Origin of the sequence: Nostoc sp. (assembly GCF_036919615.1) — a bacterium.
Classification (GTDB): domain Bacteria; phylum Cyanobacteriota; class Cyanobacteriia; order Cyanobacteriales; family Nostocaceae; genus Nostoc.
On the sequence record NZ_JBALCN010000038.1, the window covers coordinates 96,375 to 109,831 of the forward strand.

The window sequence follows — 13,457 nt, forward strand, 5'->3', positions numbered from 1 at the left end:
ACAAGCAAGGACTGAATCTTGCCAACTCTCAAACAAGCAGGAGAAATGACAATGAGTAACACTCAGGAATTGTTAATGAAGCCAGGTTAAGGAACTTCTCTCTCAGTGGTGGGAGATGTCTTCACCTTCAAGGCAGTGAGCGAAGACACGAATGGGCAATACACGCTCGTCGAATTGCGAGTTGATCCTGAAATTGGCCCGCCGCCGCATATTCATCATCGAGAAGATGAAGCATTCTACATCCAGGAAGGCGAACTGGAGTTTCAACTCGGTGACCAAACCGTGATTGCTACCCCTGGAACGTTTCTCTATTCGCCGAAGGGTCATCTGCATACCTTTAAGAATATCACCAACCAACGCGCCAGAATGTTGATCTGGTACATACCTGCAGGAATTGAACAGTTCTTTGTTGAAGTTGGCACACCAGTAAACGACCCAGACGCGCCATCCGCTCCAGCCACTCCTGAGGCGATCAAGCGAATTTTGGCGGCAGCACCGAAATACGGCATCGAATTTATCGCATGAATTATATCTGCTTTGCAAGGATTATTTCATTCACTCTAAATAAATAGAACCAAGAGTATACCAACATGGTCAAACAGCAAAACGTGGACGAACAAGCAAATGGAAAGGCGATCGCCAACCTGACACCAGATCAGGAGTTTTTGCAAGAACTCTGGGAAGAACATCTGCGGCACGAGTTTGACACTTACAACACTGAAGATACACTCGCCACGATGGTTGAGGATGCTTACGTTAACGACATTCCAGTAATGACTGGGGGAGTAGGGAAACCAGCACTGCGCAAGTTTTATTCCAAATACTTCATTTCACAGATGCCGCCGGACATGGATCTGACCCCAATCTCACGCACGATTGGAACCGATCGGCTTGTCGATGAAATGATGGTTAAGTTCACTCATACCATCCAAATGGACTGGATGCTACCTGGCATTGCTCCGACTCTTAAACGGGTTGAAGTGGCTGTGGTAGCGATCGTTCAGTTCCGCGATGACAAACTAGCCCACGAACACATCTACTGGGATCAGGCGAGTGTATTGGTTCAACTTGGCTTGCTCGATCCTAGTAAGTTACCCGTTGTAGGCGTTGAAAGTGCGCGTAAGGCACTCGATCCGAGCCTACCCTCAAACGCACTGATCGAACGCGCCAGCGATCGCAACTAAGTAGACGCATAAATCAGGGGGACAACTGTTGGGCTTAGGTATTCACTTAGGCGCGGTTTACTTTGTCATCATTCTCAAAGGAGAGATCGTGAAATTCAGCCAAAGTATTGTCATAAAGCGACTGCAACAAGCACAGAACGTGCATGACCTAGAAGCGTTTTTAGCCTGTTTTACACCTAACTTTCAGGGTGAGCAACCAGCTCATCCTGAGAAGGCTGTACACGGAGTTGAGGATGTCCGTAAGAATTGGTCTGCCATGTTCCACGACATCCCAGACTTTCACTCCGAGTTACTCCGTTCGGCAGTTGAGGGTAATACAGCCTGGGCTGAGTGGTACTGGTTTGGTACCCATCGTGATGGCACGCGGTTTAGGATGCGCGGAGCGACCATTCTTGGCATCCAAGCGGATCAGATCGAGTGGGCACGCTTATACATGGAACCTATGTAAGCGGGTTCTGTTGCGAATACTTTCTAGTAGCAAACGATCTTTGTCAATCGTGTTGCTTTAAGCAAAATCTCCTAGAGAGTACCAGGTAATCGGATTAGTCCTGATTCTAGCAATAAGTTAGCGATCGCCTTTGATCCACTCAGCGATGACGTGGTGTGAATCAATTCCTGTTCATGACGCAACTCATTAATTAACAGGAATTGATTAACAGGAGTAGGAACCTCGAAAAATTCACCATTTGAGAACTCAAGTTAAGTGAAGCAGTTCGAGATCAGGGCGGCTGCATCATGTCAATAAGTAAACTATATTGAGAATATAGTTAAGATCAATGTCATTAAATTTTGCTTATTGCGAAAATTTTAGGCAATCGCTTTGGAGCTTAAAAAATAATCAAGCGCGAAATCCTGATTTTTTCGTTGGTTCTTAACCTTCGTTGTGATTAAGAATAATTTAGATGCGTTTGCCCTGGTGTTATTGCCTTTTGTGTTAGTGGCAAAAAGATTATCGTTGCCAACACCACCAAAAAGCAGATTCTTACCAGATGAAAAGTCAACACTTAAGGAATCTTCACCAGCGCCACCCTTGAGGATGTTATTCCCCGAAGAAAAAGTAACGTCTAAATCATCATCCCCACTTCCACCTTTGAGGATATTGTTTCCACTAGAAGCATTAGCGTTTAGAGTATCATTATCAGAACCACCAGAAAGCGTATCGCTGCCTCCGTTACCATATAAGACATCATCACCTGCGAGGCCTTTAATCAAGTCATCGCTTGTTGTACCATTGAGCAAGTCGTTACCACTAGTACCATTGATATTTGCCATAGCTTTTACCTAGCTGAATTAATTTTTTTAGATCCCTAAAGCTTTCAAAAAGCAGTTAGCACTGTTTTCAGACACAAAGAACTCACCTTGATTTGACAGTTGATGTCATCTTTGAATAACTCGGACTAGCTATCTATTACTTAGCAGGAGGTATACTATGTTTTCACCCCAAAACTCAAATTTTTTGCCGAAAGTCAAAATTATTATAAAACTTTACATTTTTTATTTTTAAGCGAAACGCTCATCTATAAGTCATTTTGCCAGTTTTGCCAAAATTTTTGTAGGCTCTTAATTTGGCGAAGGTATTGCTATGTAAAACTTTTCTTGTTAATACTGCTCTGGATTTGCACCAGAGCAGCTTTATCTAGTACAGGCTCTATAACCCCAGCTAAAAAGAGTCAAATAGGCTGCATTCTGCCTAAGACTGCCTAGAAGTTCTGGAGTGACAGTGGTTTGCCTTGGCTCTTAGGAACATTAGCTACGTTTAAAGCTTTGACAATTGCAATAACGTCATTATCTAAGCGTTGAGCTTTAGCATTGCCAGGACAGCTAATATCTTGCGACTGTTCAGCAGCTAACCTAATGGTAGTACTTGTACCAAAAGAAACAGATTTGACACAACCTTTAACTGGCAAGTTAGATAAAGGTTGAGCAACTTTTAAGTCGCTGAAAAACCTTTTCGTAAATTTTTCAGGCAATTTACCCTGATTAGACCCTCTGCCATCTACATAATTCACTTCTCCAGATGGTGATACGTAAATGCGGTAACCAATCGTATTTGTAGAGCCACTATTGACGATAATAGCAACGTTATAGGGTACAAGTGCCATCACTGATTGAGACGAACAAAGCAAAAACGATATACCTGCTAACCCTAGTAAGCTCTTAGAAAAAAGCTGATTCATATAATAAACTTCCTCATTTATGAGTCTTGATTGCCAAAATTTAATGACTAATATGCATCTGGAGAAGTTTCTTTTATTTCCTGATTTTAAACAGCCTGTTCAGTAAAAATGTTTAGTCATACTTTTGTTATAAGTTTGTCACAAGTGCGTTAAGTCAATATGAAATAATTATTGATTGTGATTTACGGCTTATGTGAGTTGGGGTAGCAAAAAAAAAGGGGAAACTGCAAGATAAAAGTAACTACACCTTCTTCTTAAGGTTTCCCAATGACTATGCCACTCTTGGTGGCTTGTCGCTTGACTTCGCTCTATTTAAGCTTTTTCATGCAGTGCGTGCGGCTTGCTTATTTATGTAGGAGTATGCAATAACAACTATTTAAAGACATGATATGACTCGGAGAACATAATGATTTGGAGAACAGTATTCATCTTTGTGGTACTGGCAACTTTAATCACGGTATTTGTGGGTTGGCTTACCTCAATTGAACTATTACCAATTAGTAAAGTGATTAACTACAACGATGCTGGGCTGAGATTTATTCGAGTCTGGATCTGGTTGGCGATCGCAATTGGGAGCTTGAATTTATCCCCGTGAATACAGCAACCTACACCTGTGTAACCTCTTGGCTCGCCATCAAGTAAACGATTGGAGTGCAAACGGAACAATTTATCAGCAGCAATATCTGCTGTTTGTTTCACGAAACTGGCGCAACCATACTCCGCATCCCATAACAATAAAGGGTGTGTTGGCAGTTTTTCACAGCAGAGCTTTTATTGTGCTGCCGCTTTTTCAATTGGGTTAGTAAAACTGGTAATGCGTTCATGTAATAGAGGTAATACTCAACTTCCTTATACTTCTAAAACCCAAATTATAGTGCTATAGCCTTGTCCCAAAGTTACTGGTTTTGAACCGGACAAAGGTTATCGCTTGATGTTTGTAAGTATGTTCTCTTAATGTCTCAGCTTCCAGGCAAGGCCTAGCTGTGTGGTCTCCTGCTAAAACAATTTGCTCTGTTTGTCTTGTGCGTGGGCTAGCAAGAACCGCAGGCATTGCCTGAATTGGCAGTTACCAAGCACCCATAATTTGATAACCCGCAACTTGAGTTACTAGTTCAGAACATATGCACAGGTAACAGAAAATCGTAGACGCATACTCCTACGGAGAAGCAAGCTACGCGTAGCGTCTGTCTGCGACACGCTGCACGAACGTAGAGATGCGGCTTGCCACAGGCTACCGCAGAGTCCGCAGAGAAGCCAGTGCGCCCTTCTCCCTTGGCGTTAGCCTCTCCCTTTGGGAGAAGGGGAGACGCCAAGGGCGATAGCGCAGCGGTAGCGAGCCTGCGAGCGTCTGCGGTTAAGAGACTTGTCCCTTGTGTGTCTCCCCGCAGGAGTTGCAACTAGCGCGACACGAAGAAATAAGAGTTTCAGAGAGTTCTTCCGTAAGTCCTATAGTTTTTTGAGGTTAAAACCTGAAGGTAGTGCGGAGCCAAGCAACTACACTATCAGGATTCTCAGCATTAAAGTCAGGTGCAGTAATCCATATTACACCAGGCGTGATCGCAATATTGTCATTAAGTTGATATTGGTAAAAGCCCTCAATATGTAAGGAGGTATCTTTGTCTACTTGACCAGCGCCCGCTCCTAAATTTACGTTCCTACTCAGACTAGTCAACTTTGGCTCCATGCCCACAAAAATACCTCCCAAACTACCTTTTTGGAATAAATCGGGAAATGATAGTCCGGCACCCCAGTTCCAGACTTCGGCATCACCGCTCCCTAAGTAACGGTGCGCGGAATAACCTACCCATCCATTTAATGCCACAGATGGATTAATCCGATAAAATGCTTCTACACCATAAGTATTCGCTAAAGTTCCTCTTCCAGCCACAGTGCTGTTTGCTAAGTTACTGCCGATGACTGGGCCGAAGTTTGTGCCAGTTAGACCTGTAGTGTTTGGTGGACTATAAGTATTGGCGTAAGTCAAAGCCAGCCGGAAATTATTCTTGGGGCTATTATATAGTAATTGTCCTAGAGCTACATACCTGCCTGCAAATAAGCCATTATTGTCTGTAGGATTGTTACCATTAATCGAGGTGTACTCCAACCCTAATTGAAATTGTTTACTAAAGTCATGGAGGATGGCGATTCCGGCTCCGGTATCTCCGTAGTCATAGACCATATTTCGCCGCGAATATCGTGAGATCCCATTAGCTGCTGACCCTTCAAAATACGGGTTGATGGTTCCACTCAAGCCTAGTTCAAAGACTCCATCAGACTGAGCAAAAACATTAATTGCAGTATTACTACCAGCTAAAAAACGATAGCGGAGGCCAGAGAGGTAAAATTGATTGTTGGGGAAAAGTGGACTGGCGTTATCAGAAGTTCTGCCATCATTGGTTCCAAGTACTCCACTTCTTGTTCCTCCTATAGAGGCAATATTTCCTCCTGTGAGTGCTATCCGCAGTTGATCTGTACCAGTAAAACTGGTGTTTAAGCGCAAAATAACCCTGTCTTGAAATGTGAAGTTGTGGGGTGCGGGTCGCTTACTGACGACATTATTGCCTGCCACAATTCCTCCAATCACAGTCTCAACTTCACCAACAAGTTTGGTTGTGGTAGAAAACTGCTGTGCTTGAAGAGTCGCTGTTCTTGCTTCCAACGAATCCACTTTCCCCCGCAGTTCAGCCAGTTCTGGCGCAAATTGATTTTGGAGTTTTTGCAATGTTTCTAAATCTTCTTTTCTCAGCAAATCACTTGTTCCCGCACTCACCAGCTCATTGATTCGAGCCAGCGCTGCATTTAGTCCGGCTGCAAACTCGTAACGAGTCATTGCTTGATTACCCTGAAAGGTTTGATTAGGGTAGCCTGCAATCACGCCATACCGTTCCACCAAAGATTGCAAGGCTTGAAACGCCCAATCAGTTGGTTTGATATCCGATAACTGTGAAACAGAATTTACCTGGTTCATCGCTCCATTGTCATTTGAAGATCCCACTTGATCACTGCTGACTGTGGGATCGGTAGTCTTAAGATTAGATAATCCTTCAGGTATAGGTAAAAGTAATTGTGAAATAGGCGTAACTTGTTCTACCACAGAATTGTTGTGATCAGGAACAAATACAGGCAACTGGCCAGAAGCAGAAACAAGGATGGTATCACTAGATGAAGTGAGAGATGCAGTAGATTCAGGTATATTAGCCTGACTTTTTGCAGGATTAATAACTAAGATAATTGAAATATCTAGTAAAAAAAGTAAGCAGAATCTAAATCTAGAATCCCAGCGAACAATCGACATAACTCCTCAACCTTAAAAGCGAAATAACTGACTTTAAACTGAACATGAAATGCCGCAGAAATATTTTTCCCAATACTTCTACTAAAATGCAAATTAGATGAATAGCAAGGATTTCACTGGCTGAATAACTGAAACTTTAGGTTCTAAAATCAGTAAGACAGTGATTGAATATAAAATCCAGAAAGTCACCTAAATTCTGATTTTTTAACTCATCCTAGAATCCTTGAAATATTTTGTTTATAATGCTGTCTCATCAAAAAACTTCTTCAATTCCCTTTTTGAGACAGCTAAAGTACATAATATCTACTTGATATTATATGAATAAATATTTCGGAAACATATTCTGACATCCTGTTTTATTGGTTATGGTACGCGAAATTCATCATTGGTTATTTCAATGACTAAAACTTAAGTATTCTAGTTATTTGTGAGCAAATTGACATAGCTAGATATCAGAATTTACACTCACTCAAATAACTAAAAATACTATTAACTTTATTTAAGTACTGTAAATCGATAGATTTACAGTGTTTTGTGCCAACCTATCTTTGCATAGAGATTTGTAAAATGCAAGTATTGCTACTCTAAGACAGTAAATTTTAATTGAAGACTTTCTAGTAGACTAATGCTTTGCTCCCAATTTACGAGCATTGTTTGCCCAGAGTCGTCAGAGGCGGTTTAGCCGATGGTTGCACAATAGTCGCATTGTTTGCAGCTTTTTGGTACACCTGAGCCACAGCCTGCGATCGCCTCACACAAACAGGCTCAGAAGCAGTATGGCAGAGAGTTTACGGTTTCTGGTTAAGTCATACTGCTATCTTACTTGAGTACAGAAAACCAAGGCGGTGGGGAAGAACCGAAAACTGATCATAAAGGCTATTGTTTTGCGCCATCGGTAACGAAGGAAAGAAAAATAGTTGCATGAGGCTATTGTTGCGAGATCCAAGGCATTTTATTACTGGTAAGTGCCTAAGAGGTTGTTTAAAAAGTGTTTACCTGTGACTTTAGGCATCTTGAGATCCCCCCTAACCCCCCTTAAAAAAGGGGGAACCTGAGTCAAAGTCCCCCTTTTTAAGGGGGATTTAGAGGGATCTAAAACTCAGGGCATTTTCTCTCCACGCAAAAGCGATCGCCCAAACTCAATATTCGCTTTTGGGGTGGGAGCACCTTTACGAGGTCTAAATCGGGTATCCTGCTTTTGCTTAACTTAATACTACGATAATTCGATAGATATATAGTACAATATTTGCATTTATTTGTATTTGTACTATGAACCTTCTGTTAAGGGGAAGGTATTACCATCAAAAAAACTGATGTATAGTTTGCATTTTATACAGCAGGAAAAGTAATTCCACCTTACACTCCCGAAGTAAACAATGTGGATGTGGTTCCCCAATTTATCAGCAGGAATATGAGTGCCCTGGCAGAGCGATCGCTACGTCTAGCCGTAACAAAAAGAAAAGTCAGTGGCAGTTCCCGCTCAATGGAGCGGTTCCAAGATACTGCCAATTTATTGACCGTTATACAAACTTGCCGTCGCCAAGGACGTTTTGTAATTGAATTTTTTCAGCAAGCTATAAAAGTAATAATTAACCCAGATGTGCAAGCACCATCTTTAATTCCTCAAGTTTAGACCTGAATCCTTACTAAACAACAGAAAATACAACAGACTGTAATCCAAAAACTATCTACTCAAGAATTTAATTGTGAATTAGATGTTCGCCAAGCTGCTCAACAGTTAGCTGGCAAAATGAAATACCATCAAATGGAAAATATTCAGATTCTTGAGAAGGCTCATTATCACAAATCTGGTCGTCCCAGTCAAGAGCAGTCACCTGATCATGTAACATATCATCTTCAAGCTAATTTAGTTCTCAATACTCAGGCTATTACTGCTTATCAAAACAAGGCAGGACGGTTTATTCTCGCAACTAATTTAACTGATATAGAACATTGGACTCCTACAGATATTCTTCAAGAGTAAGTAAGTAGGCACAATTAAACCAAACTAGGTAAACTTCTGTAAAGTACCAGAAGTACTTTAAATAGGAGCTTTTAAGCAATTTACATTTTTTAATCAAGTTTTGTTTTTTAACACCCACTTACTTATAAGAAACAGTCTGTTTCTGAACGTGGCTTTAAATTTCTTAAAGACCCAATTTTTTTCGCATCTAGTATATTTGTTAAGTCTTCAAAACCTGTAGCTGCTTTAGCGATGATTTTACAATCTACTTCGTAGTTTGATGTGGTCGGCAGGCACTACTTATTGTACTCCTCCGTTACGCTTGTCGTTACAAGGTACTCGCCATCATTTAAATAACTTTCTTCCCGAATTGTTAGCCGCTTATTCTAAAAAACGTCAACGAATTTATCGCACTTTACTTAAAGTTATTGCTCACAAGGCTGTTCCAGAACGCCCAGGTCGTAGTGAATCACAAGTTCGTAAACGTCGCCCCAAAATTTACCCCTTGATGACCAAACCCCGGAATGAATTACGTAAACAATTGCAAACTGCTTAATTGATAAGCATTTCCGCTTTTCTTAGTGCCATTCGGATCTGAGCCTAGTGATTTTCGTGAAAAAATCTAAGTATATGTAGGGTGCATTAGGACGAAGTCCATAACGCACCAAAGCCATTGGACAAGGCAGGCACTGTCTTAGAGGAATTTTTTGCTCCAAAATTTCAATGATTAGCTTGGAGAAAAAAAGGGTATTTGCTCGTTGTTGTCTAGGATGAAAATCAGTGATCGCACATCGAAAACTAGAGAGAGTACCAGCAAAATTGACCCTTCAGTTCAAAACATGAATGTCTCCGACGCGATACGCCTACCCCTTTTACTCACGATAATTCACCCTTAGACGGCTTGCCGTATCCTTACCCGCCTACTTTACTCCAAACATATTTACGGCAGACTTCACAGGCGGCTTTTGCTTGCTCTGTTTGCGGATTGGTGAAGATGGGATGGTAACGTAACCTGTCACAACAAACTTGCAACCATGCACGCCAGTCACCGCGCCACAAGCGCACTGTGCCGTCTTCACCGCCACTAACAATCGTCTGCCCATCGGCGCTGATGGCGACACAATAGACCCAACCCTCATGACCATACAATGGTTCAGCTAAGGTCAGACCTTGGTGGTTCCACAATCGCACCATGCCGTCATCACCGCCACTAACAATCGTCTGCCCATCGGCGCTAATGGCGACAGACCTGACATTACCCTGATGACCAGGCAATGGTTCAGCCAAGGTCAGACCTTGGTGGTTCCACAACCGCACCGTGCCATCAGTACCACCACTAACAATCGTCTGCCCATCGGCGCTAATGGCGACAGAATAGACCCAACCCTGATGACCACGCAAAGGTTCAGTTAAGGTCAGACCTTGATGGTTCCACAATCGCACTGTGCCGTCATCACCACCACTAACAATCGTCTGCCCATCGGCGCTGATGGCGACAGACCTGACATTACCCTGATGACCAGGCAATAGTTCAGCTAAGGTCAGACCTTGGTGGTTCCACAACTGCACCGTGCCATCACTACCGCCACTAACAATTGTCTGCCCATCTTGGCTGATGGCGACAGAATAGACCCAACTCTGATGACCAGGCAATGATTCAGCTAAAGTCAGACCTTGGTGATTCCACAACCGCACCCTGCCGTCAGTACCGCCACTGACAATCGTCTGCCCATCAGGACTAATAGCGACACAATAGACCCAACCCTGATGACCAGGCAATGGTTCAGCTAAGGTCAGACCTTGGTGGTTCCACAACTGCACTCTGCCGTCAGTACCGCCACTGACAATCGTCTGCCCATTGGCGCTAATGGCAACAGACCTGACATTCCCCTGATGACCAGGCAATGGTTTTGCTAAGGTCAGACCTTGGCGGTTCCACAACCGCACTGTGCCATCACTACCGCCACTAACAATCGTCTGCCCATCAGGACTAATAGCGACAGAATTGACATTTCCCTGATGACCACGCAAAGGTTCAGCTAAGGTCAGACCTTGGTGGTTCCACAACCGCACCGTGCCATCACTACCGCCACTGACAATCGTCTGCCCATCAGGACTAATAGCGACACAATAGACCCAACCCTGATGACCAGGCAATGGTTTAGCTAAGGTCAGACCTTGGTAGTTCCACAACCGCACCGTGCCGTCAGTACCGCCACTGACAATCGTCCGCCCATCGGCGCTAATGGCAACAGACCTGACATCACCCTCATGACCACGCAATGGTTTCGCTAAGGTCTGACCTTGGTGGTTCCACAATCGCACCGTGCCGTCAGTACCGCCACTGACAATCGTCTGCCCATCGGCGCTAATGGCGACACAATTGACATTCCCCTTATGACCACGCAAAGGTTCAGCTAAGATCAGACCTTGGCGGTTCCACAACCGCACCCTGCCGTCAGTACCGCCACTGACAATCGTCTGCCCATCGGCGCTAATGGCGACAGACTTGACATTACCCTGATGACCAGGCAATGGTTCAGCTAAGGTCAGACCTTGGTGGTTCCACAACCGCACCCTGCCGTCACTACCGCCACTGACAATCGTCTGCCCATCGGCGCTAATGGCGACAGAATTGACATTCCCCTGATGACCACGTAATGGTTCAGCTAAGGTCTGACCTTGGAGGTTCCACAACCGCACCGTGCCGTCACTACCGCCACTGACAATCGTCTGCCCATCGGCGCTAATGGCGACAGAAGAGACATCATCCTCATGACCATGGAAGGGAATGGAGACTCTTGCTTTATTCACCACCTGATTCAAACTCTTCTGAACTGGTGCGAGAATCTGCTGGGGTAGTTTCTCTTGATTCTCACCCATAGCTTGAATTGCCAAAACTAGACTATCTAGGGGTTGGACAGTCAATAAATCTTCTACCCTAGCGGCTTTCTCTCGCAGTTGGGATTCAGTGAGTGCCCTTTCCAGTTCGGTAATGTGGTCTTTTTCATAATCATCACTGTGCTGGTAAAAAGCTTCATCTTCTTGGGGTAATTGTAAATAGGGCTGCAATTGTTGCCAGCTATCCCTCACTTCTGCCAGCAGTCCCCCTTGGATTAAATATTTTTTATCCTGTCCCTTGTTCAACCATTCCCGTCGGGTATCTGCCAATCTGTCACTCAACCGCCGTAAGTCTCGGTCTTGTTGTCGCCACTGGGCAAACTGCTGCCAACCTTCAATTAAAGCTTCATAGGCTAAATCAATCCACGCTTTTTCTTGTTCATCTTTCCCACTGACTAATAAGCGTCCCTTAACTAATCCCACTTGCCCATCTATCAACTCACTGAGGTTTTGCCGTTGATTGAGGTCATCACCTACAATATTTAATAGTCTGGCTTTCGGTTGGCGCTGTCGAGTGTCTTTTTCTCCCTCTCCCGTTCGCACTAACCGCAGAAAAATCTGCTTAATCCATTCTTTTTCCTGCTGACTGCGTTCTTGGGTTGGGGATTCCTTCTCATAATCTTCGTAATCATAAACCTTTTCTGCATAGAGATTCAACGCCCCAGTTAATCCTCCCAACTTCTCATACTGTTCTAGGGTGAGTTGATGTTTGTCTTTATCGGGTTTCTCGCAGAGTTTAGTTAAAGTAAACTCCAACAAAGGCAAGAACCCTGGTTCTTGTTTAACATCTTGGAGAATTTTTAATAGTAGTGCCTCTTCAACACTATGACCCTGAAGCTTGGCAGATTCGGTGATTGTCTCCTTTAAATAAACTCCAGTTAAAGGCGGCATTAAAACTGCCTGGGTTTGAATCAAGTGAGTCAAGGAGGGATAATCTAAACAGGGTTTGAGAAAATCCCCTGGCATAGGAATTACAACTGTTAACCGCGAATCATGAATCTCTGCTACCTGAGTCAGTAGTTCAATAAATCTCTGCTGTTCTTTCTTATCTGCACAAACTGTAAATACTTCCTCAAACTGATCTACCACCAGCAAAAATTTTTCTGTGCCAAGAAGATTTTCGAGATCATTAGTAGGTTTAGTCAGGCTGCTTAAAGTGTTGTCATACTGAGCAATTCCAACGACAAGGGCGTATTGTGTCATCTTGTTTTGTTAAAACTATTGGGTAAATCGCCTCTGTCTATTAAAATACCCAAATAACCGATAATTTCCTCACGATAGTTAAAAACTCTAGATTTCAAATTCTAATAGCAGTTGAGCAACACGCGGTATTAGCACCAAATTAAAGTCTTAGAAAAGGGGATAATCTCTATACCTTGCAGTCTGCTAGTAATTACGGAAGCGATCGCTCCGACGGGCTACCCTACGTCTTTGACTCACCATCATTCACCCTTGGATCTCGGAGTTCCGAGTTCAAAGGTTAAAGTTCCGAGTTCAAAGGTCGAAGTTCCGAGTTCAAAGGTCGAAGTTCCGAGTTCAAAGGTCGAAGTTCCGAGTTCAAAGGTCGAAGTTCCGAGTTCAAAGGTCGGAGTTCCGAGTTCTGAAGGTGAAAAGTAAAGTTCTGAGCCTCAACATTGGAGATTAGAGGTTTATTTATCCTGTTTTCTTTTCATTAATCCCCGCTTTCAGCTTCTTCTTTACTCCAAACATGTTCACGGCAGACTTCGCAGGCGGCTTTTGCTTCCTCGGTTTGCGGATTGGTGAAGATGGGATGGTAACGCAACCTGTCGCAACAGACTTGCAACCATCCACGCCAGTCAGCCCGCCACAACCGCACAGTGTCGTCATCACCGCCACTGACAATCGTCTGCCCATCCGGGCTAATGGCGACAGAATTGACCCAACCCTGATCACCACCGAAGGGTTCAGCCAAGGGC

11 protein-coding genes and 1 pseudogene are annotated in these 13,457 nt (G+C 43.6%); 7 read left to right on the plus strand and 5 right to left on the minus strand.

Annotation, left to right across the window (positions count from 1 at the left end; all coding sequences use genetic code 11):
• Positions 1–105: 105 nt before the first annotated feature.
• From V7K48_RS11945 to V7K48_RS11955, 3 genes are all read left to right on the plus strand, one after another.
• The gene (locus V7K48_RS11945; RefSeq protein ID WP_335072613.1) at positions 106–525 is read left to right on the plus strand and encodes a cupin domain-containing protein; all 420 of its coding nucleotides are present in this window, start codon (positions 106–108) and stop codon (positions 523–525) included.
• A gap of 65 nt (positions 526–590) precedes the next feature.
• Positions 591–1,184 (plus strand): nuclear transport factor 2 family protein, encoded by a 594-nt coding sequence (locus tag V7K48_RS11950; RefSeq protein ID WP_335072615.1) that lies wholly within the window; start codon positions 591–593, stop codon positions 1,182–1,184.
• Between the two features lie 28 nt (positions 1,185–1,212).
• Entirely contained in the window at positions 1,213–1,632 is a 420-nt protein-coding gene (locus V7K48_RS11955; protein ID WP_335072617.1) for a nuclear transport factor 2 family protein, read from the plus strand.
• A gap of 359 nt (positions 1,633–1,991) precedes the next feature.
• Here V7K48_RS11955 and V7K48_RS11960 read toward each other — a convergent pair whose 3' ends face one another.
• On the minus strand, positions 1,992–2,456 hold the full coding sequence (locus tag V7K48_RS11960; RefSeq protein ID WP_335072618.1) for a calcium-binding protein: 465 nt from the start codon (positions 2,454–2,456) through the stop codon (positions 1,992–1,994).
• A gap of 428 nt (positions 2,457–2,884) precedes the next feature.
• A complete protein-coding gene (locus V7K48_RS11965) occupies positions 2,885–3,361 on the minus strand; it encodes a hypothetical protein (RefSeq protein WP_335072620.1) in 477 nt (158 codons plus the stop codon).
• Positions 3,362–3,767: 406 nt separating this feature from the next.
• Between V7K48_RS11965 and V7K48_RS11970 the strand changes: the two genes are divergently transcribed.
• Positions 3,768–3,956: a hypothetical protein gene (locus V7K48_RS11970; RefSeq protein ID WP_335072622.1), complete on the plus strand. Its 189-nt coding sequence runs from the start codon at positions 3,768–3,770 to the stop codon at positions 3,954–3,956.
• 867 nt (positions 3,957–4,823) lie between these two features.
• Here the strand turns inward: V7K48_RS11970 and V7K48_RS11975 are convergent.
• Positions 4,824–6,656, minus strand: a complete 1,833-nt coding sequence (locus V7K48_RS11975; protein ID WP_335072624.1) for an iron uptake porin — start codon at positions 6,654–6,656, stop codon at positions 4,824–4,826.
• A 1,420-nt stretch (positions 6,657–8,076) separates the two neighbouring features.
• Here V7K48_RS11975 and V7K48_RS11980 point away from each other — a divergent pair.
• The 3 genes and pseudogenes from V7K48_RS11980 to V7K48_RS11990 all read left to right on the plus strand — a co-directional run.
• Positions 8,077–8,289: pseudogene (locus V7K48_RS11980) on the plus strand (IS66 family transposase); the annotation flags it as partial.
• 117 nt (positions 8,290–8,406) lie between these two features.
• The gene (locus V7K48_RS11985) at positions 8,407–8,640 is read left to right on the plus strand and encodes a hypothetical protein (RefSeq protein WP_335072626.1); all 234 of its coding nucleotides are present in this window, start codon (positions 8,407–8,409) and stop codon (positions 8,638–8,640) included.
• A 259-nt stretch (positions 8,641–8,899) separates the two neighbouring features.
• Positions 8,900–9,175, plus strand: a complete 276-nt coding sequence (locus V7K48_RS11990) for a hypothetical protein (protein ID WP_335072654.1) — start codon at positions 8,900–8,902, stop codon at positions 9,173–9,175.
• A 356-nt stretch (positions 9,176–9,531) separates the two neighbouring features.
• On the opposite strand, the gene V7K48_RS11995 is transcribed toward V7K48_RS11990, so the two are convergent.
• Both V7K48_RS11995 and V7K48_RS12000 read right to left on the minus strand, forming a co-directional pair.
• Entirely contained in the window at positions 9,532–12,723 is a 3,192-nt protein-coding gene (locus tag V7K48_RS11995; RefSeq protein ID WP_335072628.1) for an nSTAND1 domain-containing NTPase, read from the minus strand.
• A gap of 469 nt (positions 12,724–13,192) precedes the next feature.
• Positions 13,193–13,457, minus strand: a 265-nt coding sequence (locus tag V7K48_RS12000) for a WD40 repeat domain-containing protein (protein ID WP_335072630.1), incomplete at its 5' end; no start/stop codon positions are given.

What these genes read in the sequence shown, in the direction of transcription:
- V7K48_RS11950 (WP_335072615.1), top strand. Translation starts at nt 591, where the DNA reads ATGGTCAAACAGCAAAACGTGGACGAACAAGCAAATGGAAAGGCGATC.
- V7K48_RS11960 (WP_335072618.1), bottom strand. Translation starts at nt 2,456, where the DNA reads ATGGCAAATATCAATGGTACTAGTGGTAACGACTTGCTCAATGGTACA.
- V7K48_RS11965 (WP_335072620.1), bottom strand. Translation starts at nt 3,361, where the DNA reads ATGAATCAGCTTTTTTCTAAGAGCTTACTAGGGTTAGCAGGTATATCG.
- V7K48_RS11970 (WP_335072622.1), top strand. Translation starts at nt 3,768, where the DNA reads ATGATTTGGAGAACAGTATTCATCTTTGTGGTACTGGCAACTTTAATC.
- V7K48_RS11975 (WP_335072624.1), bottom strand. Translation starts at nt 6,656, where the DNA reads ATGTCGATTGTTCGCTGGGATTCTAGATTTAGATTCTGCTTACTTTTT.
- V7K48_RS11985 (WP_335072626.1), top strand. Translation starts at nt 8,407, where the DNA reads ATGAAATACCATCAAATGGAAAATATTCAGATTCTTGAGAAGGCTCAT.
- V7K48_RS11990 (WP_335072654.1), top strand. Translation starts at nt 8,900, where the DNA reads ATGTGGTCGGCAGGCACTACTTATTGTACTCCTCCGTTACGCTTGTCG.
- V7K48_RS11995 (WP_335072628.1), bottom strand. Translation starts at nt 12,723, where the DNA reads ATGACACAATACGCCCTTGTCGTTGGAATTGCTCAGTATGACAACACT.